Below are 22,344 nucleotides of genomic sequence, written 5' to 3'. Positions count from 1 at the left end.
TGAGGTGTTTTCCGGGAGATGGCGACATCGTCGCCGGGGAAACGCGGCCGTTTCCAACACGATAACGGCAGAAACTGCCGGACGAGCAGGGAGTCGACGATGAAGCGCAAGCCCGATCTGATCATGGTACTGGTGCTGTTGTTCAGCATCGCGGTCGTGGTGACCGGCTATGCCCAGGCACTGGCGGGCGACTGATAGCGACTTTCATCAGCACGCTCTGATGGCATGAACATGAGACGGCCGATGCGTGATGCATCGGCCGTCTTGATGTTGGGGGCCGTCTCTAGCGCGCAGGGCGACTCAGGGGCGTAGAATCCGGCGATCGCTGACGATGGCGTCCAGAGGCACGTCCCAGGGCGCTACCGGGAGGCGCGTGACGCGCTGGCAGTCGTGGGCCAGGCCGATCAGGCGAGGTCGGGGGCCGGGGCGTTGGGTGAAGGCGAGAGTGCGATCGTAGAAGCCGCCTCCCATGCCGATGCGCTGGCCGTCATCGTCGAAGCCGACCAAGGGCAGGAGGATGACATCCAGAGTCCAGGTTGCCTGACGTCGCGCGCGGTGCGCGCCATGACGGGTGTCGGGTTCGGGAATGCCGAAACGATTGGTCACCATGGGGGTGTCGCCATGGTAATGGACGAACCAGAGGGTATTGGGTGCCAGGGGGCGCAATACCGGCAGATAGGCGCGGGCTCCACGTTCCCTGAGCCAGGGCAACAGAGGCGTCGGATCGATTTCGCCGTCATTGGGCAGGTAGAGCGCCACACGCCGGGCTCTGAAGACTTCCGGCAGTCGACGCAGGGCATGGCATAGCCGCGTGGCGGCGGCCTTCTGCTCGCGTCGATCGAGTTCGCGTCGACGCCGCCGCAGTGCTTGGCGCAGTTCGCGTCGTGTCGTGGGTGCGGCTGGATCCTGCATGACGTTCATGATGGATGAAGTTCCCCAGAGTGCCGCTGTCGTTCTGGCCCTTGAACCCATTGGTTCAAGGTGGGTGGCCGCAGTCGAACCGTCAGGCTTTCCGTCTCACGGACATGCACACGGGTCCGACTAGCTGTTGGCCCCCTGGGTAATGCGCATAGGCTCGAGGGACGATAACGACTGGCGAACACCCCAGGGAACGATTCCTATCCTAGCAGAGCCGCCGGCCTGGCCAAAGGGAAGAATCCCTTCAGCGCCCGGGGGCATCGGAAAGCGCCTTCTCGAGACGCTGGTTGAGCTCGCTCAGGCTCTGCTCGCCGGCACGTTGCTCGTCCTGGGTCTCGAGCAACTCGTTAGCGATATTCAGGGCCGCCATGATGGCGACCTTCTCGCGGTCGACCACCTTGCCCTGGGCATGGATGCCCTGCATGGCGCGGTCCAGGTAACGTGCTGCACGTTCGAGTTTGCTCTCCTCGTCCGGCGGGCAGGCGATGACGTACTGCCGATCCAGCAGGGTGATCTCGATGGTGGGCCGTGAAGAGTCGCTCATGGGTGCTCCGGAGGGGGCCGAGGGCGCGTCTCGGGGGCTCGATGCGTTAACATCGAGGGGAATACGAACTTTCAGTCACTATAAGAGAGCCGTTCAAGCGCGGTCAACGCGTGCGGGGCTCCACCATGGATCGCGTCATGTCATTGATCAACGAACGCCAGGACTTTTCCACCATCGCCGACACCTTCCTGCTGCATGGCAGCATGCAGTCTCCGGCCTTCCTGGACGGCCGCCTGTGCGCCTCGCTGGCGTTGCACGATCTCGATGCCGAAGGCTGGCTGGAGATGGTCTGCCTCAACCTTGGCGTCGAGCAGCCCAGAGACGAGCCGTCTGCCGAGCGTCTCCTGGGCTGGCGTCGCCAGACGCTGGAGGCCTTGTCCGCAGCGGAGATGAACTACGAACCCCTGCTGCCCGATGAACTGTTTTCGCTGGCCGAGCGTGCGCAGGGCCTCCAGGAATGGACCCTGGGCTTCCTCGAGGTGGTGCGGGATGCCGGCGACGAGCCGCGCAGGAACTGGTCGGATTCGCTCAGGGAAGCCATCGACGATCTGAGCGGATTGACGGATATCGAGACTGACCTCGATGACAGCCCTGAAAACGAGAACGATCTGTTTGCCCTGACTGAGCACGCCAGAATGGCTGCCATGTTGCTCTATACCGAGCAGCATCCCGGCAAGCCGCAGGTGGAACAGGTCGAGGAGCCGGGCCCGACCCACTGACTCTTACCCTTATCTTGGTGTGTCCAGGAGCTGCCATGTCGATCGAAGCCGAGTGTCGCCCGCGCGCCATCCGTCTGGATGAGTACAGGAGTCGACGTCGCCGACTCATGGATGACGTGCCGGCGGATGCCGCTGTGCTGTTGCCGGGGGCCTCTCTGGTCACGCGCTCCCGCGACAGCGAATTTCCTTTCCGCCAGGACAGCGACTTTCACTACCTGACAGGGTTTCCCGAGCCGGATGCCCTGCTGCTGTTGCTGCCCGGCCGCGCCGAAGGAGAATGCGTGCTGTTCTGCCAGGATCGTGACCCGGCCATGGAGACCTGGACGGGGCAGCGTCTCGGCGCCGAGGGTGCCGTTCGTGTGCATGGCGTCGATCAAGCCTTCGAGAATGCCGAGCGTGATGCCCGTCTGGTCGAACTGCTGGCGGGATACGCCACGCTCTACCTGCCCTTGGGCAACAGTTCGGCGCTGCGCCTGGCGGAGCGGTTGCGTGCCGAACTGGTGGACCGACCGCGCCAGAATGCGCCGACACCTCTCGGTTTTGCCGATGTGGCGCCGCTGTTGCACGAGCAGCGCCTCATCAAGAGCGAAGGCGAGCTCGCCTTGCTGCGTCATGCCGGTGAGATTTCGGCCCATGCCCATCGGCGCGCGATGCGCGTCTCCCGGCCGGGACTCGCCGAATACCAGCTCCAGGCCGAGCTGGAGCATGAGTTCCGCTGGCGAGGCGGCAGCGGGCCGGCCTATGCCAGTATCGTCGCTGGCGGGCGCAATGCCGGCGTACTGCACTACATTGATAATCGGGATCCCCTGCGTGACGGGGAGTTGGTGCTGATCGACGCCGGTGCCGAATTCGATCTCTATGCCGGCGACATCACGCGGACCTTTCCGGTCAACGGGTGCTTCACGTCGGCACAGCGGGCATTGTACGAAGTGGTGCTGACGGCCCAGGAACGAGCCATCGACGCCGTGCGTCCCGGTGCCACGCTCGCGGCGATCCATCGAGGCGTGGTGAGCGATCTCGCCGCCGGCCTCACGGCTCTGGGAGTTCTGGCCGAAGATGGCGAGGAGGCACCCGAGGCGATCGTCGCGCGCCGCTTCTACCCTCACGCCACCTCTCACTGGCTGGGGCTCGATGTCCACGATGTGGGGAGCTATCGCCGGGATGGCGAACCGCGAACCCTGCGGCCGGGCATGGTGCTCACCATCGAGCCTGGCCTCTACCTGCCGGACAACGACGATCTGCCGGCAGCATTTCGCGGCATCGGTATTCGCATCGAGGACGATGTGGCCGTGACACCCGAGGGGTGCGAAGTGCTGACGCGAGCGGTGCCGAAGCAGGTGGCTGATATCGAGGCCCTGATGGATGAAAAGTGATCACTCGGCGATTTGTCGATCGAGTCTTTATGTAATGTACATTACGAAATATCGGAGGGTCGCGCATGAGCGAATCGTCCTCGGCTGAGAGGCCGCGGCGCGTGGATATCGCGATCATCGGTGGTGGCCTGGTCGGTGCCAGCCTGGGGGCGGCACTGGCGCCATTGATGCGTGATCGGGGGCTATCCGTGGCCGTGATCGAGGCAGCTCCCCTGCCCGATGGCCTGGATGCCCCCTGGCAGCCGAGTTTCGATGCCCGGGCCAGTGCCATTTCCCGGGGAACGGCGCATCACTTCGATCGCCTAGGCGTGTGGTCGAGCATGGCCGAACGTGCCTCGCCGATTCGGTGCATCCATGTCAGCGAGCAGGGCCGGCTTGGCGTGACACGATTGCGTGCCGAGGAATTCGGCAATGAAGCCATGGGGTATGTGATTCCCAATGCTTGGGTGGGGCGTGTTCTGCATCGTCGACTCGCCGAGTTGCCCCTGGGCTGGCACTGCCCGGCGCGGGTGGAAGGCATTCATCCCCTGGCCGGCGGTCATCGGCTGGTGCTCTCCGACGGCGCCTGTCTCGAGGCTGGGCTGACGGTGATGGCCGATGGAGGTCGCTCGGGACTCAAGGAGCGCCTCGGCATCGAGAGTCGGGAGTGCCCTTATGAGCAAGTCGCCGTGGTCACCACGGTGGGGCTCGATCGCCCCCATGAGGGCATCGCCTATGAGCGTTTCACGAGCGCCGGCCCCATTGCCTTGCTGCCCATGACCGGGCAGCGCATGGCGTTGATCTGGACCTTTGCCGCCGGCCGTGAACGAGAGGCCCTGTCGCGCTCCGATGCTGACTTCCTGGCACACCTGCAAGCCACTTTCGGGGATCGGGCGGGGCGTTTTCGGCGTGTCGGCGAGCGCCATGCCTATCCGCTCTCGTTGGTCACCGCCAGCGAGACGGTGCGCCCGGGCCTGGCGGTGATGGGCAACGCGGCTCATGCCCTGCATCCGGTGGCCGGGCAGGGATTCAATCTGGCCCTGCGGGGCGTGATGGATCTGGTGGCCGCCATCGAGGCAGGGCTGGTGCGAGGCGATGCGCCGGGCGATGCCGCGACCTTGAATGATTTCGAGGCGCGCCGCAGTGGAGATCGCGACAACGTGATCCGCTTCAGCGATGGCCTGGTGCGGGTGTTCGGCTTCGATGACCCGTTGCTGTCGCGGGCGCGGGCCGCCGGTCTGGTGGGGCTAAACCTGCTCGGGCCATTGCGTCGAACGCTGGCCAGGCGGGCCATGGGCGTGGAACGATGACGACATCAACCGGGATCGGGGCAGGAAGGCGACATGGCGGGTGAAACGGAGAACGATGTGATCATCGTCGGCGGCGGCATGGTGGGCGCGACGCTGGCAGGCTTGCTGGGACGAGCCGGCATGTCGGTGACGCTGCTGGATGCCAGGCCGAGCCCCGTGGATGCCGAGGCGGCGGGGCGCGGTCCCGCCGACCTTCGGGTCAGTGCGCTGACGCCGGTTTCCCAGCGCCTGCTGGAGGGGCTGGGCGCCTGGGCAATGATGCGTGAGCGCCGTGTCACGCCTTATTGTCATATGCGGGTCTGGGACGGTGAGGGTACCGGTGAGGTGAGCTTCTCCGCCGATCAGGCAGGCCTGCCGGTCCTTGGTCACATCGTCGAGAATGACGTCGTGGTGTCGGCCCTGGAGGCGTGTCTGACGGAGCTGCCGACGGTACGGCGGCGCTTCTCTGCCCGGGTCGTCGGGCTCGAGACGCGCCATGGTGACCCGGTACTGCATCTGGAAGATGGCGAGCGACTCCAGGCCCCGCTGGTGGTGGCCGCCGATGGAGCGCGATCTCCCCTGCGGAAGATGGCCGGGATCGAGACCCGGTCGCATGACACCGGCCAGGAAGCGCTGGTGACCTCGGTGCGCACCGAGCGCCCCCATGGCGGCGTGGCGCGACAGGCCTTTCTGGCCGACGGTCCCCTGGCGTTTCTGCCGCTGACCCTGGACGGCGATGAGCGACATTGTTCCATTGTCTGGTCGACGTCGCCGGGCGAAGCCGAGCGGCTGACGGCGCTGTCGCCGGAATCGCTGGGAGCGGAACTGGAGGCCGGCATCGGTGCTTGCCTGGGCCGGGTGACGCCGGTCGATCGTGCTGTGTGCCTGCCGCTTACCCAGCGTCACGCCGAGCGCTATACGTTGCCAGGACTGGCCTTGGTGGGCGATGCCGCGCACAGCATTCATCCCCTGGCGGGTCAGGGAGCCAATCTTGGCCTGATGGACGTGGCAGTGCTGGCCGAGACATTGCTCGAGGCGCGACGGCGTGGCATCGCCTTGGGCGACGAGGCCTGGCTGGCGCGTTATGCGCGTCGCCGCCGGGGCGACAACGCCACCATGCTGCGCTTGATGGATGCTTTCCGGCTACTGTTCGGGGCGCGCCATCCGGCCCTGACGCTGGCGCGCAACCTGGGGCTTTCGGGTGTCGATCGACTAGGGCCCGTCAAGCGGTTGCTGATGCAGCAGGCGGCGGGGCAAAGAGGACGCCTGCCCGCCACCTGCCGCTGATCGGCCTGGCTCAGCGTTTGCGTTCGTCCAGCACGTTCAAGGCCTTGAGCAGATTCAGGGCCTCGCCGAGCTGGTAGTCGTCGCGCAGGCGGGTATTGAACTCACCGCCCTGGGTGCCCCCGCCGTTGCCGGTCAGGTGGCCTTCCAGGTCGGCTTCGCGAACTTGCAGCCCATTGTCCTTGGCGACCTCAAGGCGCCCGCGGACCACCTCGACATCAGGTTCGATGCCTTGTGCCTGGATGGAACGACCGCTCGGTGTGAAATAACGTGCGGTGGTCAGCTTGAGCGCTTCGTCCTCGCCCAGCGGCATGATCTGCTGCACCGATCCCTTGCCGAAGCTCTTGGTGCCCATGACGACGCCGCGCCGCTGATCCTGCAGGGCGCCGGCGACGATCTCTGCCGCCGAGGCACTGCCACCGTTGATCAGCACCACCAGCGGCACATCGGGAGCAGTCGTGACCCGATTGGCATAGAAGCTCAGTTCGCTGTCGGCCAGTCGGCCCTCGGTGTAGACGATCTGGCCATCCTCCAGAAAGGCATCGGCCACGTCGACGGCGGCCTGGAGCACTCCGCCGGGATTGTTGCGCAGATCCAGCACGAGACCCTGCAGCGGGCCGTCCTCGGTCAGGTCGTTCAGGGCCTCGGTAACCTGTTCGCCGGTGCGGGTCTGGAACTGGCTGACCCGCAGGTAGCCGTAGCCCGGTGCCAGGATGTCGCTCTTCACGCTCTGGGTCCGAATGATCTCGCGTTCCAGGGTGACGTTGCGTGGTGCATCCTCGCCCTGACGCATGATGGTCAGGCGGATCTCGGTGCCCGGGTCGCCGCGCATCAGCTCGACTGCTTCCTGCAGCGACAGGCCTTCGGTCGGGGTGTCGTCGATGCGCAGGATGGAGTCCTGAGCCTGGAGGCCGGATCGGGAAGCGGGGGTGTCGTCGATCGGCGTGATCACGGTGAGCTGGCCGTCGCGCTTGCCCACCTCGATACCCACGCCGCCGAACTCGCCCTGGGTGGTTTCGCGCAGGCTCTCGTAGGCCTTGGCATCGAGATAAGTGGAGTGAGGGTCCAGTTCGCTCAACATGCCGCGCATGGCATTGCGCAGCAAGGTGGCGTCATCGACTTCCTCGACATAGGCGCGCTTGATGCGCTCGAACACCTCGGCAAAGGCCTGGATCTCGGCCACCGGCAGGTCATCATCCGTCTCGGAAGCGGCAACGGCGGGCAGCGGCGCGACGAGCAGGGCGATGGGAAGCAGCGTGGCGCCCAGGCGATGCCGAAGAGTGGGAAGGCCAACGGGGCGTAAGGGCATGCGGTCTCTCGCGGTTCCATTAGAGTAAGCCCAGCATAGCGTGGGCATGGCGGCCAAGAAAACACTGAAGCGAGGCGCCGTCGTTTCGGCATTCCCCGGGGCTTGTCTCCCGGACTATCGCTGGGCGACCCAGCTCTGGGGATCGATGGGGTCTCCGGCGCGTCGTACTTCGAAATAAAGCCCTGGCGAGGGCTGTCCGCCGCTGGCGCCCACCACGCCGATGGTCTGCCCCGTGTCGACGGCCGCGCCAACCTCGACGCTGAAGTGCTGCAAGTGGGCGTGCAGGGTCATGACGCCGTCGCCGTGGTCGATGATCAGCAGGTTACCGAAGCCGCGCATCCAGTCGGCGAACACGACCCGGCCGGCATGCACTGCCTCGACCGGCGTGCCGGCCGCCGCACGGATCAGCATGCCATCGCGGTGCACGCCACGCCCCTGCCGGAATGTCGAGGTCACCTTGCCTTGGACTGGCCAGGGAAGGTCGCCCCGAGTTTCGCTGATGGCAGTGGAAGGCGGTGGACGTTCGAGCCGGGCCAATCGCTCCTGCACCTGCTGCAGGACTTGCTCGGCATGTGCCCTGTCCTGATCGAGGGCGGACAGCCGTGCCTCCTTGGTGGCGTAGCGCTCGTCCAGCTTGGCGAGCAGGGCCTCGCGTTCGTCCACCTGGCTGGCCAGCTCGGCACTGCGCTTTTCCAGTTCACCGGCCAGTTGTTCCAGGCGCTGCCCTCGTTCGTCCAGGGCTTGCTGGTTGTCGTCCAGTGCCGTGTCGAGCCTGTCGAGTTCCGCCAGCCGGGCATTGCGGGCTTCCGCAAGGCGATTGAGGTAGGTCTGCAGGCGGTCCAGTCGCCCCGGATCGTCCTGGTTGAGCAGCAGCTTGAGCTGTGGGGTCAGCCCGAGACGATAAAGGGCATCGACCTGTTGCTCCAGGGCGGCGAGTTGTTCCTGGCGCTCGGCCTCCAGACGCTTGCGCTCTTCCTCCAGTTCGATGACTTCGTCGTTCAGCGCGCGTCGCTGTGCCTGAATGTCGTCGAGGCGGCGGTGCGTCTCGGCCAGTGACGTCTCGATCTCGCGCAGCGCTTCGCTGGCCTCGTCCCGGGCCTGACCGGTGGCGTCGAGCTCGCGGGTGACCTCCTGGATGCGTTCACCGATGGCGTCGATGCGCTGCTGGGCTTCGCGCTCATCGGTGACGGCCATGGCTGGCGTCACGGCCAGCCACAGCACTAGGGGCAGCAGGCGGCACACGCCTTCCCGTCGCGGAAATGCCTTGCTCACTGGGTGTCGATCAGAATCCGGCCGGTCATCTCCTCGGGAACCGGCTGATCCATCATTGCCAACAGGGTCGGCGCGAGGTCGCACAGGCTGCCATCGTCGAGGAGGCGGAGCGGACGCTCGCCGACATAGACCAGCGGCACCTGGAAGGTGGTGTGGGCGGTCTGCGGCGCGCCGGTTTCGGGGTGCACCATCTGTTCGGCGTTGCCGTGGTCGGCGGTGATCAGACAGGCGCCGCCGGCCTTCTCGATGGCCTCGACCACGCGACCCACGCAGGCATCCACGGCTTCGATGGCGGCCACGGCGGCATCGAAGTCACCGGTATGGCCGACCATGTCGCCGTTGGCGTAGTTGCACACGATCAGATCGAAATCGTCGGATTCGATGGCGCCGACCAGGCGATCGGTGACCTCCACGGCGCTCATCTCGGGCTTCTCGTCGTAGGTTTTCACGTCCTGGGGCGAGGGCACCAGGATTCGGGTCTCGCCCTTGAACTCGGCTTCGCGACCACCGGAGAAGAAGAAGGTGACGTGGGCGTATTTCTCGGTCTCGGCGATACGCAGTTGCGTGAGATCGCGCTGCTCCATCACCTCGCCCAGGGTGTTGGGCAGGTCGGCCGGCGGGAAGGCGGCCGGCGCCGGGATGTCGGCGGCGTACTGGGTCATGGTCACCAGGCTGCCATTGGCCAGGCGGGGCCGGGCCTGGCGCTCGAATCCGTCGAAACCGTCCTCGACGAAGGCGCGGGTCAATTCCCTGGCGCGGTCGGCGCGGAAGTTCATGAACAGGGCAGCGTCGCCGTCTTCCATGGCGATCGGCGTGCCGTTCGGCGCAATGGCAGTGGCGGTGACGAATTCGTCGGTCTCGTCGCGCTCGTAGGCGGCCTGCAGGCCGGCTTCGGCACGGGGTGCCTGATGTGCGCCGTGACCCTCGGTCACCAGGCGGTAGGCCTGCTCGACACGATCCCAGCGATTGTCGCGGTCCATGGCGAAATAGCGGCCGATCAGCGAGGCGACGAAGCCGTTTTCGGCGCCGACCAGCTCGGCCAGCTTGGCGTTGGCGCGCTCGATGGAGGCCAGGGCGCTCTTCGGCGCGGTGTCGCGACCGTCGAGGAAGCCGTGCAGATAGATGCGTTTGGCACCGCGCTGGGCGGCCAGTTCGGCCATGGCCAGGATGTGGTCTTCGTGGCTGTGCACGCCACCCGGCGACAACAGGCCCAGCAGATGGACTGCCTTGCCGGCGCTCACGGCGGCGTCGATGGCGTCGGTCAGGACGGTGTTGTCGGCCAGCTCGTTGTCTTCGATGGCCTTGGTGATGCGCGTGAAGTCCTGATAGACGATGCGCCCGGCCCCGAGGTTCATGTGGCCGACTTCCGAGTTGCCCATCTGGCCGTCGGGCAGGCCCACGTAGCGTCCGTCGGTATGCAGCAGGGCGTGAGGACGCTCTGCCCAGAGACGATCCATTACCGGCGTGCGCGCGGCCTGGACCGCATTGTGGGCGGCATCCGGGTTGTGGCCGTAGCCGTCGAGGATGATCAGTGCCACCGGGCGGGGTGTCGGGGTCAATGTATCGGTCATGGGAGCCTCATAGTGAAGAAGCGAGGGGCGCGACGCCTCCGGGCCGTCGGCGGGGTCGCGACTTGCCACTGCATACGGCATCATATCGCACGGGTCCACCGGGCGTCATTTTGGCCGTCCTCGGTCGGGGCCTGCATCATGTATACTGGACGCCGCCGGCAGTCGCCGGCCCGTTCACCGTGCACCCGAAGAAGAGTTACTCCAAGCCATGATCGATCAGCTGTTCGAATTCGTGCAGAACCATCCGCTGCTGGTGGGCGCCTTCCTGCTGGTGTTGCTCGCCTGGGCCCTCTACGAGGTCCGCAATAGCGGCGCCAACGGCGTGACCACCAGCGAGGCCACCCAGCTGGTCAATCGTGAGGACGCCGTGGTGCTCGATATCCGCGAGACCAAGGACTTCAAGGCAGGCCATATCGCCGGCGCGCGCAATATTCCCCAGAGCCGGATCGATGACCGTATCGGCGAGCTCGACAAGTTCAAGGACAAGCCGGTCATCGTGGTCTGCAAGCACGGCCAGAGTTCCGGTGCCGTCCAGGGCAAGCTGGCCAAGGCCGGCTTCGAGCGGGCGCTCAAGCTCAAGGGCGGCATGACGCAGTGGCAGTCAGACGGCCTGCCGCTGGTCAAGAAGTGATACGCCGGTTTCTCCTATTCTCCATTTAACGTAAAGGACGCATTTCCATGGCGGAAGACAACAACCAGGGTGGCGGCGTCAACGGCCAGGCCGCCGACCAGCAGGACAAGCCGCAGGTACAATTCGCCCTGCAGCGCATCTACATCAAGGATCTCTCCTTCGAGGCGCCGAACTCTCCGGCGGTATTCCAGCAACCGTTCAAGCCCAAGGTCGGCCTGGACCTGGACACTACCCACCAGAAAATCGGTGAGGACCTCTACGAAGTGGTGGTCAAGGTCACCGCCCAGGTGACTCACAGCGAGGAAGGCACGACTTCCTTCCTGGCCGAAGTCGAGCAGGCCGGCATGTTCCGCATCGGCGGCCTCGAGGGCGCACAGCTCGATCACACCCTGGGAGCGTTCTGTCCCAACGTGCTGTTCCCCTATGCTCGTGAATGCGTCGATAGCCTGGTCAACCGTGGCGGCTTCCCCCCGCTGATGCTGGCGCCGGTGAACTTCGAGGCGATCTACGCCCAGCGCAAGCAGCGCGAGGCCCAGGAGCAGGGCGAGCAGGCGACGCAGTAACCGTTGGCTGTCAGAGGCTGGTTGCGATGAGCGCCAAGCATTCGATGGGCAAGGCCCCTCGCATTCATGTCGCCGCCGAGCTGCAGGCCGGCGGCGACGTGGTTCTGCCTGATGGCGCGGCGCGCCATGTGGCGCGAGTCCTGCGCCTGGGGCCCGGTGCGCCCGTGATCATCTTCGATGGTCAGGGCAACGAGGCCGAGGCGATCTTGACCGAGGCCGGTCGCAAGCAGGTGGTGGCTCGCATCGAACGCGTCGCGGCTGGACGTGGCGAATCGCCGCTGGCCGTGCACCTGGGTCAGGCCATCTCCAAGGGCGACCGCATGGACTACGCCATCCAGAAAGCCGTGGAACTGGGCGTCGCCGAGATCACACCGCTTTACACCGACCATGGTGACGTGCGTCTCAAGGGCGAGCGCGAGGCCAAGAAACTGGCCCATTGGCAAGCGGTTGCGGCCAGTGCCTGCGAACAGTGCGGTCGAGCCACCTTGCCGCCGGTGCATCCCCCTCGCAGCGTGGCCGACTGGCTGGCCGAGCGTGACGAGCCCCTGTGCCTGGTGCTGCATCCCGGTACGCCCGGGGAACTCGACCGGCATGACGACCCCGTTCGTGCGGCCTTGCTGATCGGCCCCGAAGGCGGCCTTTCCCCCGCCGAGGTGGATGCTGCCGCGGATGCCGGCTTCGCCTCCTTGACCCTCGGCCCGCGCATCCTGCGCACCGAAACCGCCCCGGTCGTCGCCTTGTCCCTGCTGCAGAACCGCTTCGGGGATTTGTAGCCACTGGCTCGGGCCCGCCCTCATAATGTTCATACATCCTTCCGGAAGACTCGCATGTCCGATTATCGAGAGCGTCGCGCTGGCCATTCGCGTCGCGAGCCCATGCGCCGGGCCAGGGAGCCCAAGGCCAGTGTCGGCGAGGTCGCCTACCTGCCGGTGGTGACGGTCAACGAGACCGGGGCCTTCCTCGACTGGGGACACGCCCGCGATCTCCTGCTGCCTTACGGGGAACAGCGTTTTCGTCCCATCGTGGGCCGCCGCGTGCTGGTGATGATCCACGAGGATCGCCAGGGCCGCCCGGTGGCCAGTCAGCGCCTGGAGCGCCATATCGCCGATGCAGCGGAGGGGCTGGGTGCCGGCGATGCCGTGGACCTGGTCATCGCCGAGCAGACCGATCTGGGCTACAAGGCAGTCGTCGACGGCCAGTTCTGGGGGCTGCTCTATCGTGACGACGTGACCCGGCCGTTGCGCCGCGGGCAACGGATCAAGGGTTATGTAAAGCGCCTGCGTGAGGATGGTCGCCTGGATCTCTCGTTGCTGCCGCCCGGTCCGGCGCGGCTCGATGTGGTCGGCGAGACGGTACTCAAGGCGCTGCGTGAGAGTGGCGGCTATCTGCCGCTCGGCGACAAGAGCCCGGCCGACGAGATCAAGGCGCGGCTGGGCGTCAGCAAGAATGCCTTCAAGCAGGCCATCGGCCGTCTCTACAAGCAGGGAATCGTCACCCTGGAGCCGACGGGTATCCGCCTGGTGCCTGGCGGGAACCAAGACTCTCACGGAGCCTCGTAGCGAAGCGCGCCGGGGGCAGACCGTAAAGGAGGTCATTTGCCATGGATGGCAAATGTAGCGCCCATGAATGGGTTTACAGCGCCTCCTTAAAGGCCTGCCGACGGATCAGCGCTTTACGTACTACTTGAGCCCGAGCGTCTTGGTGCGCTTGCCGGCCATACGGCATACTGGCCGCATTGACCCTTCACTCCGGAACTCGATTCGATGAACGATCGTCCCCTCAAGGTCGGCGTGGTGATGGATCCCATCGCCGATCTCAGCTACAAGAAGGACACCAGTCTGGCGATGCTGTGGGCCGCCCAGGATCGCGGCTGGTCGCTGCACTACATGGAGCAGGAAGACCTGTTCCTGCGCGATGGCCGGGCCCACGCCCGCTGGCGCGAACTCGAGGTGTATCGCGACCCCGAGCGCTGGTATGTGCTGGGTGAGTCCCGGGTCGCGCCGCTCGCCGAGCTGGACGTGGTGCTGATGCGCAAGGATCCGCCGGTGGACGGTCGCTTCCTCGATGCCGTGCATCTGCTCGGCTTCGCCGAACGCGAAGGCGTGCTGGTGGTCAATCCGACCCGCGCCCTGCTGGAGTGCAACGAGAAACTGTTCGCCCAGCAGTTCCCGCAGTGCTGCGCACCGACCCTGGTATCCTGCCGCGACACCGAGATCCGCGCTTTCCACGCCGAGCATGGTGACGTCATCCTCAAGCCCCTGGACGGCATGGGCGGCAGCGGGATCTTTCATGTCGGCCCCGAGGGGCGCAATCTCGGGGCGGTGATCGAGACGCTGACCGAGCGGGGCACTCGCCAGGCCATGGCCCAGCGCTATCTGCCGGAAATCAAGGATGGTGACACCCGCATTCTCCTGGTGGAGGGTGAGCCGGTGCCCTATGGGTTGGCGCGGGTGCCCATGGCCGGCGAGACACGAGGCAACCTGGCGGCCGGCGGCCGGGGCGTCAGCCGCGAGCTTACCGACCGGGATCGCTGGCTGGTCGAGCAGGTGCAGCCGATGATCCGCGAAAAGGGGTTGATGTTCGTCGGCCTCGACGTCATCGGTGACTACATCACCGAGATCAACGTGACCAGTCCGACCTGTGTGCGCGAGATCGACGATCAGCGCGGCACCGATATCGCCGGCTCGCTGATGGATGCCATCTCTCGGCGTCTCACCGGGTAGAGGTGGTACAATCGGCAGGAAATGCCGAACTCGGCCAGGCGGCGCTGGACACCGTTCGAGAGGCCGTGCCCTGTCGGCCCTGCGAGGCAGGCATGGGCATGGCGAGGGCCTGTTCATCACGCGCGTCCGGCGATTCGGCGAAGGTAAACATTACGGCGTTCACTAGGTCCGCCGGGGAGTCCCATGCAAAGTTTGAAAAACCACTTCCTGATGGCAATGCCGCACCTGGAAGATCCCAATTTCGCCGGCACGCTGAGCTATCTGTGCGATCACGACGAAAAGGGCACCATGGGGGTGATCGTCAATCGACCACTGGAACTGACCCTCGATGCGCTCTTTGAACAGCTCGAGCTCGAAGGCGGCGACAGCCCGCATCGCAACGTGCCCGTCTATTACGGTGGGCCGACGCACAAGGATCGCGGCTTCATCCTGCACGAGGGAGGCAGCGAAGCTTGGGATTCGAGTCTTCAGGTGGCCGATGACATCGCCCTGACCACCTCCATGGATATCCTGCAGGCCTTGGCTGCCGGTCGTGGTCCCGAGCGCTTCCTGGTCTGTCTCGGCTGCGCAGGCTGGGAGTCAGGCCAGCTCGAGTCCGAGCTCAAGGACAATGCCTGGCTCACCGTGGAAGGTCGGGCCGATATCCTCTTCGAGGTGGAACCCGAGCAGCGGCTCGGTGCCAGCGCCGGCATACTCGGCGTCGACTTGAACCTGATGACCCGCGAGGCGGGGCATAGCTGATATGCAAGGAACGGTCTGCGCTCGGCGGGTTCGTGGAGCATGTCCGTTGGGGAAGGGTGCCGATGAGTAGCCAGCGCCTGATCCTGGGCTTCGATTTCGGTACCCGACGCATCGGCGTGGCGGTGGGCAACGAGCTGACGCGCAGCGCCAGGGCACTGGATCCACTACCGGCGCGTGATGGCATTCCCGACTGGGCGCAGGTCGCCCGGCTGGTCGACGAGTGGCGGCCGGATCTTTTCGTGGTTGGCCTGCCGCTGAACATGGATGATACCGAGAGCGACATGAGCACCCGGGCGCGCAAGTTCGGCAAGCGCCTGTTCGGTCGCTACGGCATTCCCTGCGAGATGGCCGACGAGCGCGGCTCGACCCGCGAGGCCAAGGCCATCGCCCGCGACGCCGGGCATCGCGGCAATTACCGCGACGATGGCGTCGATGGCCTGGCCGCGGTGTTGATTCTCGAAGGTTGGCTGGCCGACCGAGAGGGGCTGCCGCGCTAGGCCGTATCCGACCCGCCACGGTACTTGGCCACGAAATCTCCCACCTCGATGCAGGTAAACCGCTCGATGAAAAAGGCGAGGGTCGAGGGGTGCTGGAAGCGCTCCTCGAAACGCTCTTCCGCATCGCCCTGGCCACGAACCACGCTGGCGCGATAATGCTCGCCCTCCCGGCGGACATTGACGGTGGCGGGGCGCGCGGTGTCGCGTTTTTCCACCTTCAACTCGCCCTGTCGCTCGAGCAGCCCGCTCAAGGTCCGGCCGCCCTCGATCTCGCCTGGTGTCGCCCAGACGTCCTGATCGCGATTGCCGTAGCGGAACAACAGCAGAGTCGGCAGTGTGGTGAAGATGATGTTGGCCAGCAGCCAGGTGAGTTCAGCGCTGGAGGGAGAGGTCGTGAACAACAGCCAGAGGTTCGCCACGATGCTGAGGGTGAGCAGGCCGGCGAAAGGACGCCAGGTGCGCCAGCTCATGACCTGGCGACCGAGGAAATAGCCCCAGAGCCCGGCGACGGCCACGACGCCGATGGCCAGCTGGACCAGCGAGAATGTCGTGCCGCCGCCCATCACGACGGCTATCACGCCCACGATGAGTAGCGCGGTATAGAAGATCGCCAGCAGGATATAGGCGCGTTGCAGATTCATCGGCTCGCCTCTCCTTGTCGCAGGTTGTCGCGTTGAAACCGTTCAGGCCGCCGCTCCGTGTCGGCGGCCTTTCTGCCAGCTTAGGCGAAACTCGCCGATCGGGCCTGCCTCAGTGCCCGGTAGTTCTTCAGCGCTCGACGTCGTCGACGCCGAGGGTCTTCGGCACGAACCAGGGCACGTCGCGCAGGTCCTTCTCGATCAGATCCTCGAGGCATGGATGTGAGAGGTCCTTCGTTGAAAGGCGTTAGTTTTCGATGCTCAACTCTGGCGTCGGGCGCTGGAAGCCGCGCGTCAGCCAGGTCAGCCACAGCGCCCCGCAGGCTAGCCAGGCTCCACCGAGCACGATCGCCTTGGCATCGAGGCTCGCCATCAGCCACAGGATCGCCCCGAGACCGATCAGCGGACAGACCAGGAACCACAGGGTGTCGAGGCCGCCGCGCCGTCGTTCTCGCAGGTAGTAGTGGGCGATGACTGAGGTATTGACCAGCGCGAAGGCGAGGAAGGCACCGAAGTTGATGAATGAGGCCGCGGATAGCACATCCAGTGTCAAAGCCAGCAGGGCCACGGCGGCACTCAGCAGCAGGCCGCCCACCGGGGTACCGAAGCGGCCGAGTTGGCCCAGCAGGCGCTTGGGCAGCACCTCGTCGCGACCCATGGCATACAGCAGACGCGAGCCGCTGGCCTGGGCGGCGATCCCGGAGGCAAACTGCCCCACCACGAGGCCGATCAGGAACAGTGAGACGAAGATATCGCCGCCGATGTTGCGGGCGATTTCGTAGGCCGCCGCATCCGGATTGGCAAAATCGTGGCCGGGGGCCGCCAGTTGCACGAAGTACGAGACCACGATGAAGATCAGTCCGCCGCAGAGGGTGATCAGCAGGATTGCCCGGGGTAGGGTGCGCTTTGGCTCATGGGTCTCTTCGGTGAGGGTGGTCACCGCATCGAAGCCGAGGAAGGAATAGCAGGCTACCGCGGCCCCGGCCATCAACTGCGGCAGGGGAAAGCCCTCGTTGGCGCCCAGGAAGGGTGTCAGGCTCCAGAAGGGTTGGGCGGGATCGCCCAGCACATAGTGCATGGCGAGCCCTACGAAGGCGGTCAGTACCAGTATCTGCACCAGCATCATCACGCTGTTGACCGCGCTGGCGAGCTTCAAGCCGATCACGTTGATCAGGGTGGTGACGGCGATGAAAGCGAGCAGCCAGACGGCCACAGGGATCGCAGGAAAGGCCGAGTGCAGGTAGGCGGCGCCGATCAGCCAGATCACCATCGGTAGGAAGAGATAATCCAGCAGGATGGCCCATCCGGCCATGAAGCCCAGTCGGGCGTCGATGGACTTCCTGACGTAGGTGTACGCCGATCCCGCTACCGGGAAGGCGCTGGCCATGCGGCCATAGCTGTGGGCAGTGAACAGCATGGCGACCAGAGCGGCGACATAGGCGCCCGAGACGGCACCTTCGGTGGTCACCGCCAGCACCCCGAAGGTGCCAAGCACGATGATGGGGGTCATGTAGGCGAGGCCGAAGAGCACGACCTGGCCGAGGGTGAGGGTCTTTTTCATGTCGGTCATGGGGTTGTCCCGCTTGTGGTTGTTGTGGGTCAAGATGCTGGCCGCCGCTAGCGAGTCGGCGGATCAATCGAAGCGCCAGATAGGACCCCGCGGCGAGTCCTCGCGAGAGCCCTCGAGGCCGATCCGACGATCGGAGAGATAGTCGTAGTAGCGGCGGGCGTCCACGAGGTGTTGGTAGTCAAGGGAGAGCGCTGTGATGTCGCGGTCGCGGCCGGCCTGGAACAGAAGCGCGCCGTCGGGGGCGATCAGGGCACTGCCTCCGGCGAAGGTGAAACCGGCTCCTTCGCCGCAGCGGTTGGTCATGGCCAGGAAGCACTGGTTGTCCTGGGCTCGGGCTTGGGCGGCGCGAGTATGTACAGGGCCATAGGGGTCCATGTTGCCGTTGGTCACGATTAGCAGATCGGCCCCGAGCTGTGTCATGGACCTTGCGACCTCGGGGAATTCCAGGTCGTAGCAGATCATCAGTCCGATGGTGTAATCCCGCCATTTGGTGCACCCGAGCTGGTTGCCGGGGGTGACCAGGTCGCGCTCGTCTGGCCACAGATGGGTCTTGCGATAGCGCAGGGCGACCCCGTCCTCGGGAGTGATTAGTATCGAGGTGTTGAACACCTGTTCGCCGTCCCGTTCGAGCAGTCCCAGTGCCAAGGCGCAGTCCTGCTCGCGACTGGTCTCGATCAGCCGGGCGATCTCGGGCCCGTTGAGGCTCAGGGCGCGGTCGGTGGTGTGGCCCTCCTCGGCGAAACCGGTAAGGTGTGTCTCGGGAAACACGATCAATGAGACTTCGGGACCTTGGTCGGTGATGACCGCTAGGGCCTCGTTGAGATTGTGCGCGATGTCGCCCTCCCGTCCGGGGAGCTGCGCCAGTACCAGTTGCATACTTGCCTCCGTTGTGTGTTGTACTCGTCGCCTGGAGTCTCGGTATCATTCAGTATGCGGATTCCCGTTTTCATGCCTATTCCATGACTGGGTTACCCTTGGAGGGGATGATAGGCACTGTCGAGCGAGACCCATCATGACAATTCCCCCTACAACTGCCTCGCGCCCGGGGGCATTGGCCGAGCTCCTCAATGAGCTGGGTTGGCATCGTGCTTTCAGGGTTCTGCTGAGCCGGGTGGACGAAGACGATTTCTGGATGGCTGTGGTGCGTCAGCTGGCGCGGCACCTGACGTTCAATACATGGGTGGCGTTGATCTTCTACCAGCACCGGCCGCCCACGATCCTGGCGGATAGCGACGAGGATGACGGGACCGACGAGGCGCTCTTCCAGGACTATCAGCGCGGCCTCTACCTACTGGATCCCTTCTATGTTGCCTGCCGGGAGGTGAATGAATCGGGCTTGGTGACACTTGATGAGGTTGCGCCTCGGCACTTTCGCCGGACCGAGTATTATCAGCAGTATTTCAGCCGCAATATCGTGGCGGATGAGATTCAGCTAAATCGGCGACTGGATGAAGAAAGGACGCTCTGCCTGTCGCTGGGTGCCACTACTCCCTTCGGCAGTGCCGAGCTGGGGGTGCTGCAACTCGTCCAGCCCTGGTTGCTGGAGCTGATGCGATTGCGCATGCATTTTGAGCAGGGTGGCGAGGTGCTGGGCCCGCATCCCTGGCACCCTCATCAGGGCACGTCCGAGCAGGTGGCGTCACGGCACGGACTGACTCAGCGTGAGCGCGAGGTTAGTCAACTGATGCTTGGGGGAGGTTCGGCCAAGGAGATCGCCCGGCGATTGGAGATCTCCGTGGAAACCGTCCGAGCCCATAAAAAGCATCTCTATACCAAGCTAGGTATCAATTCTCAGGCCGAACTGTTTTCCCTGTTCTGGCAGGAACGTCCCTAGAGCGAGGTCAGTATTCGACGTCGTCGACGCCGACGGTCTTCGGCACGAACCAGGGCACGTCGCGCAGGTCCTTCTCGATCAGATCCTCGACCTGGAGCAGGGTCGCGAAGATCGCCATGCGCATGGGGATGCCGTTGTCGGTCTGACGGAAGATCGCCAGGCGCGGGTCGCCATTGAGGTCCACGTCCAGGTCGTTGGCGTCGGGGCGACTGTCGCGCGGCAGCGGATGCATGACAATGGCGTGGTCGTTGACACGCTGGTCCATGAAGGCCTTGTCCACGGTGTAGTCGCGCGAGAGGCTGAAGCCCTCGCTCATCTCGGCGGTGAAGCGTTCCTTCTGGATGCGTGTGGTGTAGACCACGTCCACATCCGAGAAGTCGGCGGCCAGATGCTCGCGGGTCTCGACGCGGTGGCCGCGCGAGGCGACCAGCTCGACCAGGTGCTGCGGCATTTCCAGCCCCGGCGGCGAGACCAGCGTGATCCGCATCGGCGCGTAGAGCGACAGCAGCTTGATCAGCGAATGCACGGTGCGGCCGAACTTGAGGTCGCCGGTGAGCAGGATATGAGCGCCGGCCAGCTGCTTGCCGCGTCGGGCGAATTCCTTGTCGATGGTGTAGATATCGAGCAGGGCCTGGCTGGGGTGCTCGCCGGGACCGTCGCCGCCGTTGATCACCGGGACATTGGTGGCCTGGGCGAATTCGGCCACCGAGCCCTGCTCCGGGTGGCGCATCACGATGGCGTCGCAGTAGCCGCTCATCACCCGGCTGGTGTCGTAGAGCGACTCGCCCTTCGCCATGGAAGAGAAAGTGAAGCCGGTAGTGTCGCAGACGCTGCCGCCCAGCCGACAGAAGGCCGCGTGGAAGCTGACCCGAGTGCGGGTGCTGGCCTCGAAGAACAGGTTGCCGAGGACCGCGCCTTCCAGCACGCGGGTAACCTTGCGGCGTTGGGCAATCGGTTCCATGCGCGCCGCCACGCGTATCAGGTGATCGACATCGTCGCGGGACAGGGAATCGACGGAGAGCAGGTGAGAACTCATGCGCGGGCCTCGGCTGGCGGTGGAGATGGCGGGCCTAGTGTAACGTCACGGCAGGGTCGCTTCACGGGTTTGGTGCCCTTGCATTTCCTCGGCGAGCTCGCCGACGCGGCGAATCGCGGCCTCGAGCGCCATCGTGGGCCGCTCGGCGTAATTGAGGCGCAGACAGTGGCGATACTTGCCCGAGGCGGAGAACATCGGCCCCGGCGCCACGTGCAGGCGTTCGATGGCGAGGCGCTCGTTGAGATACGGTGTGTCGATCGTATTGGCCAGCTCCACCCACAGCAGGAAGCCGCCCTGGGGCTGGCTGATACGTGTGCCAGCGGGGAAGTAGTCGCCGACCCAGTCGATCATGATGTCGCGCTGGCGTTGGTAGCGTCGGTTGATCTCGCGCAGATGGCGCTGGTAGTGGCCCTTCTCGATGAAAGTGGCGACGGCGCGCTGGGGCTGGGTCGCCGAGGCCCCGGTGGAGACGTATTTCTCGTGCAGGGCGCGGTCGCGGTATCGCCCCGGTGCGATCCAGCCGACCCGCAGGCCCGGCATCAGGCTCTTCGATACGCCACTGCACAGCAGCACCCGTCCCTCGTCGTCGAAGGCCTTGATGGCCTTGGGGCGGGGCGACTCGAAGGCCAGGTCGCCATAGATATCGTCCTCGATGATGGCCACATCGTAGCGTCGGGCCAGCCTGACCAGCTCACGCTTGCGTGACTCGGGCATGGTGTAGCCGAGCGGATTGTTGCAGGTCGGCGTGACCTGGATGGCTCGGATCGGCCACTGATCCAGCGCCAGCTCCAGTGCCTCGAGGCTGATGCCGCGGCGCGGGTCGGTGGGGATCTCCATTACCTTGAGCCCGTGCGCCTCGAGAATCTGCATAGCGCCGTAGAAGCTGGGCGAGTCCACGGCTACCACGTCGCCGGGGGCGGCGAGCATGCGCAACGCGATGGCCAGGGCTTCCTGGCAACCGGTGGTGATGACCACGTCGTCGGGATGCAGCAGGCAGCCGGATGCCGTGGCCAGGCGCGCCACCTGCTGACGCAGCGGCGGGTGGCCAGCCAGGCTGTCGTAGCCGAGGTCACGAGGGTCCGGATCACGGTGCAGACCGGATAGCAGACGACCGAGCGGTTTGAGGGTCGCGGCGTCCAGGGCGGGCGTTCCGGCCCCCAGGCGCCGAGGCTGATCGGCGCTCGGTGCGGAGCCGACCATGGCCAGCACCTGATCCCATTGTGCGACCTCGAGAGGCCGCTGGGCGGGACGGGATACCGTCGGCAGATCCCGAGGCCGGGGGCGCGGCAGCATATAATGACCGGAGCGGGGGCGTGCGGCGGCGAGTCCCATTTCTTCCAGTCGCGCATAGGCGCTCTGTGCGGTGGTGATACTGATGCCCTGTTCGCGACACAGCTCGCGAATCGACGGGAGGCGATCGCCGACTTTATAGGTGCCCTGAGCGATGCGGCGGGCGAGAAGGTCGGCGATGTCGTCGTAGCGTGTCGAGGCTGTCATCGCGAAGCCCTGGTAGAAGCGGTACAGATGAGTGAAAAGCGCTCGGTACAGGTGGAGTGATCATGCAACTGTACCCTATATAAAGAGTGATTCTGAATCTGTATCGCGCATGATGTCGAGCCTAACCTGTCGAGACACCTCGAAGGGCAACGACAGGAGTCCGGCCATGATGCGTGCTCGTTTGGCGAACTGGTGGCTGGCCTGGCAGCGCCAGTGGCAGCGTCATCACACCCGCCGCCGGCTGCGTGACCTCGATGCGCGGCTTCTCGACGATGTCGGCATCAGTGCGGTTCGGGCCGAACGTGAGGCTCGCAAGCCGTTCTGGCGACGTTGAACATCGGCAGAATCGCGCCATG

Annotated in this window: 23 protein-coding genes and 1 other RNA gene; 13 read left to right on the top strand and 11 right to left on the bottom strand. The window is 65.2% G+C overall.

Features of this window, described 5'->3' with window-relative positions:
• Window positions 1–300: 300 nt before the first annotated feature.
• From HSDC_RS10440 to HSDC_RS10430, 3 genes are all read right to left on the bottom strand, one after another.
• A complete protein-coding gene (locus HSDC_RS10440) occupies window positions 301–921 on the bottom strand; it encodes a 5-formyltetrahydrofolate cyclo-ligase (RefSeq protein ID WP_137055263.1) in 621 nt (206 codons plus the stop codon).
• Window positions 922–929: 8 nt separating this feature from the next.
• Window positions 930–1,114, bottom strand: a non-coding RNA gene (gene ssrS, locus HSDC_RS10435) — 6S RNA.
• 48 nt (window positions 1,115–1,162) lie between these two features.
• Entirely contained in the window at window positions 1,163–1,462 is a 300-nt protein-coding gene (locus tag HSDC_RS10430) for a cell division protein ZapA (protein ID WP_064699887.1), read from the bottom strand.
• A gap of 137 nt (window positions 1,463–1,599) precedes the next feature.
• On the opposite strand from HSDC_RS10430, the gene HSDC_RS10425 reads away from it, so the two are divergent.
• The 4 genes from HSDC_RS10425 to HSDC_RS10410 all read left to right on the top strand — a co-directional run bounded on the left by HSDC_RS10425 (window position 1,600) and on the right by HSDC_RS10410 (window position 6,109).
• Window positions 1,600–2,181, top strand: a complete 582-nt coding sequence (locus HSDC_RS10425; protein ID WP_064699886.1) for a UPF0149 family protein — start codon at window positions 1,600–1,602, stop codon at window positions 2,179–2,181.
• Window positions 2,182–2,216: 35 nt separating this feature from the next.
• Window positions 2,217–3,554: an aminopeptidase P N-terminal domain-containing protein gene (locus HSDC_RS10420; RefSeq protein WP_064699885.1), complete on the top strand. Its 1,338-nt coding sequence runs from the start codon at window positions 2,217–2,219 to the stop codon at window positions 3,552–3,554.
• 65 nt (window positions 3,555–3,619) lie between these two features.
• The gene (ubiH, locus tag HSDC_RS10415; RefSeq protein WP_064699884.1) at window positions 3,620–4,843 is read left to right on the top strand and encodes a 2-octaprenyl-6-methoxyphenyl hydroxylase; all 1,224 of its coding nucleotides are present in this window, start codon (window positions 3,620–3,622) and stop codon (window positions 4,841–4,843) included.
• Between the two features lie 33 nt (window positions 4,844–4,876).
• Window positions 4,877–6,109, top strand: a complete 1,233-nt coding sequence (locus tag HSDC_RS10410; RefSeq protein ID WP_064699883.1) for a UbiH/UbiF/VisC/COQ6 family ubiquinone biosynthesis hydroxylase — start codon at window positions 4,877–4,879, stop codon at window positions 6,107–6,109.
• A gap of 10 nt (window positions 6,110–6,119) precedes the next feature.
• On the opposite strand, the gene HSDC_RS10405 is transcribed toward HSDC_RS10410, so the two are convergent.
• The 3 genes from HSDC_RS10405 to gpmI all read right to left on the bottom strand — a co-directional run bounded on the left by HSDC_RS10405 (window position 6,120) and on the right by gpmI (window position 10,258).
• Window positions 6,120–7,415 (bottom strand): S41 family peptidase, encoded by a 1,296-nt coding sequence (locus HSDC_RS10405; protein WP_064699882.1) that lies wholly within the window; start codon window positions 7,413–7,415, stop codon window positions 6,120–6,122.
• A 114-nt stretch (window positions 7,416–7,529) separates the two neighbouring features.
• Window positions 7,530–8,687: a murein hydrolase activator EnvC family protein gene (locus HSDC_RS10400; protein ID WP_342039355.1), complete on the bottom strand. Its 1,158-nt coding sequence runs from the start codon at window positions 8,685–8,687 to the stop codon at window positions 7,530–7,532.
• Window positions 8,684–10,258, bottom strand: a complete 1,575-nt coding sequence (gene gpmI / locus HSDC_RS10395) for a 2,3-bisphosphoglycerate-independent phosphoglycerate mutase (RefSeq protein ID WP_064699881.1) — start codon at window positions 10,256–10,258, stop codon at window positions 8,684–8,686. Before gpmI ends, HSDC_RS10400 begins: the two co-directional genes overlap by 4 nt.
• A 208-nt stretch (window positions 10,259–10,466) precedes the next feature.
• On the opposite strand from gpmI, the gene HSDC_RS10390 reads away from it, so the two are divergent.
• From HSDC_RS10390 to ruvX, 7 genes are all read left to right on the top strand, one after another.
• Entirely contained in the window at window positions 10,467–10,889 is a 423-nt protein-coding gene (locus tag HSDC_RS10390; RefSeq protein ID WP_064699880.1) for a rhodanese-like domain-containing protein, read from the top strand.
• Window positions 10,890–10,936: 47 nt separating this feature from the next.
• Window positions 10,937–11,452: a protein-export chaperone SecB gene (gene secB / locus HSDC_RS10385; RefSeq protein WP_064699879.1), complete on the top strand. Its 516-nt coding sequence runs from the start codon at window positions 10,937–10,939 to the stop codon at window positions 11,450–11,452.
• Window positions 11,453–11,478: 26 nt separating this feature from the next.
• Window positions 11,479–12,225 carry a 16S rRNA (uracil(1498)-N(3))-methyltransferase gene (locus tag HSDC_RS10380; RefSeq protein ID WP_073292196.1) on the top strand — a complete coding sequence of 249 codons (747 nt, stop codon included), beginning with the start codon at window positions 11,479–11,481 and terminating at the stop codon, window positions 12,223–12,225.
• 54 nt (window positions 12,226–12,279) lie between these two features.
• A complete protein-coding gene (locus tag HSDC_RS10375; protein WP_064699877.1) occupies window positions 12,280–13,011 on the top strand; it encodes a CvfB family protein in 732 nt (243 codons plus the stop codon).
• A 204-nt stretch (window positions 13,012–13,215) separates the two neighbouring features.
• A complete protein-coding gene (gshB, locus tag HSDC_RS10370) occupies window positions 13,216–14,175 on the top strand; it encodes a glutathione synthase (protein WP_064699876.1) in 960 nt (319 codons plus the stop codon).
• A 183-nt stretch (window positions 14,176–14,358) separates the two neighbouring features.
• The gene (locus HSDC_RS10365; protein ID WP_064699875.1) at window positions 14,359–14,916 is read left to right on the top strand and encodes a YqgE/AlgH family protein; all 558 of its coding nucleotides are present in this window, start codon (window positions 14,359–14,361) and stop codon (window positions 14,914–14,916) included.
• 62 nt (window positions 14,917–14,978) lie between these two features.
• Window positions 14,979–15,413, top strand: coding sequence for a Holliday junction resolvase RuvX (ruvX, locus tag HSDC_RS10360; protein ID WP_064699874.1), 435 nt, complete (start codon window positions 14,979–14,981; stop codon window positions 15,411–15,413).
• Here the strand turns inward: ruvX and HSDC_RS10355 are convergent.
• From HSDC_RS10355 to HSDC_RS10345, 3 genes are all read right to left on the bottom strand, one after another.
• The gene (locus HSDC_RS10355) at window positions 15,410–16,054 is read right to left on the bottom strand and encodes a hypothetical protein (RefSeq protein WP_064699873.1); all 645 of its coding nucleotides are present in this window, start codon (window positions 16,052–16,054) and stop codon (window positions 15,410–15,412) included. The two genes, ruvX and HSDC_RS10355, sit on opposite strands and share 4 nt — an antisense overlap.
• Window positions 16,055–16,298: 244 nt before the next feature.
• A complete protein-coding gene (locus HSDC_RS10350) occupies window positions 16,299–17,621 on the bottom strand; it encodes an APC family permease (RefSeq protein ID WP_064699872.1) in 1,323 nt (440 codons plus the stop codon).
• Between the two features lie 63 nt (window positions 17,622–17,684).
• Window positions 17,685–18,497: a carbon-nitrogen hydrolase family protein gene (locus tag HSDC_RS10345; protein ID WP_064699871.1), complete on the bottom strand. Its 813-nt coding sequence runs from the start codon at window positions 18,495–18,497 to the stop codon at window positions 17,685–17,687.
• Window positions 18,498–18,633: 136 nt separating this feature from the next.
• Between HSDC_RS10345 and HSDC_RS10340 the strand changes: the two genes are divergently transcribed.
• Window positions 18,634–19,455 carry a helix-turn-helix transcriptional regulator gene (locus HSDC_RS10340; RefSeq protein WP_064699870.1) on the top strand — a complete coding sequence of 274 codons (822 nt, stop codon included), beginning with the start codon at window positions 18,634–18,636 and terminating at the stop codon, window positions 19,453–19,455.
• A gap of 7 nt (window positions 19,456–19,462) precedes the next feature.
• On the opposite strand, the gene pyrB is transcribed toward HSDC_RS10340, so the two are convergent.
• Both pyrB and HSDC_RS10330 read right to left on the bottom strand, forming a co-directional pair.
• Window positions 19,463–20,491 (bottom strand): aspartate carbamoyltransferase, encoded by a 1,029-nt coding sequence (pyrB, locus tag HSDC_RS10335; RefSeq protein ID WP_064699869.1) that lies wholly within the window; start codon window positions 20,489–20,491, stop codon window positions 19,463–19,465.
• A 45-nt stretch (window positions 20,492–20,536) separates the two neighbouring features.
• A complete protein-coding gene (locus tag HSDC_RS10330) occupies window positions 20,537–21,988 on the bottom strand; it encodes an aminotransferase-like domain-containing protein (RefSeq protein WP_064699868.1) in 1,452 nt (483 codons plus the stop codon).
• Window positions 21,989–22,154: 166 nt separating this feature from the next.
• Here HSDC_RS10330 and HSDC_RS16695 point away from each other — a divergent pair, with 166 nt between their 5' ends.
• Window positions 22,155–22,322 (top strand): DUF1127 domain-containing protein, encoded by a 168-nt coding sequence (locus HSDC_RS16695; RefSeq protein WP_211598228.1) that lies wholly within the window; start codon window positions 22,155–22,157, stop codon window positions 22,320–22,322.
• The last annotated feature ends 22 nt before the right edge of the window (window positions 22,323–22,344 follow it).

This window comes from Halomonas caseinilytica (assembly GCF_001662285.1).
Lineage (GTDB): Bacteria > Pseudomonadota > Gammaproteobacteria > Pseudomonadales > Halomonadaceae > Halomonas > Halomonas caseinilytica.
The sequence above is the reverse complement of the archived record's forward strand: the minus strand, read 5'-3'. Positions and strand labels throughout refer to the sequence as shown.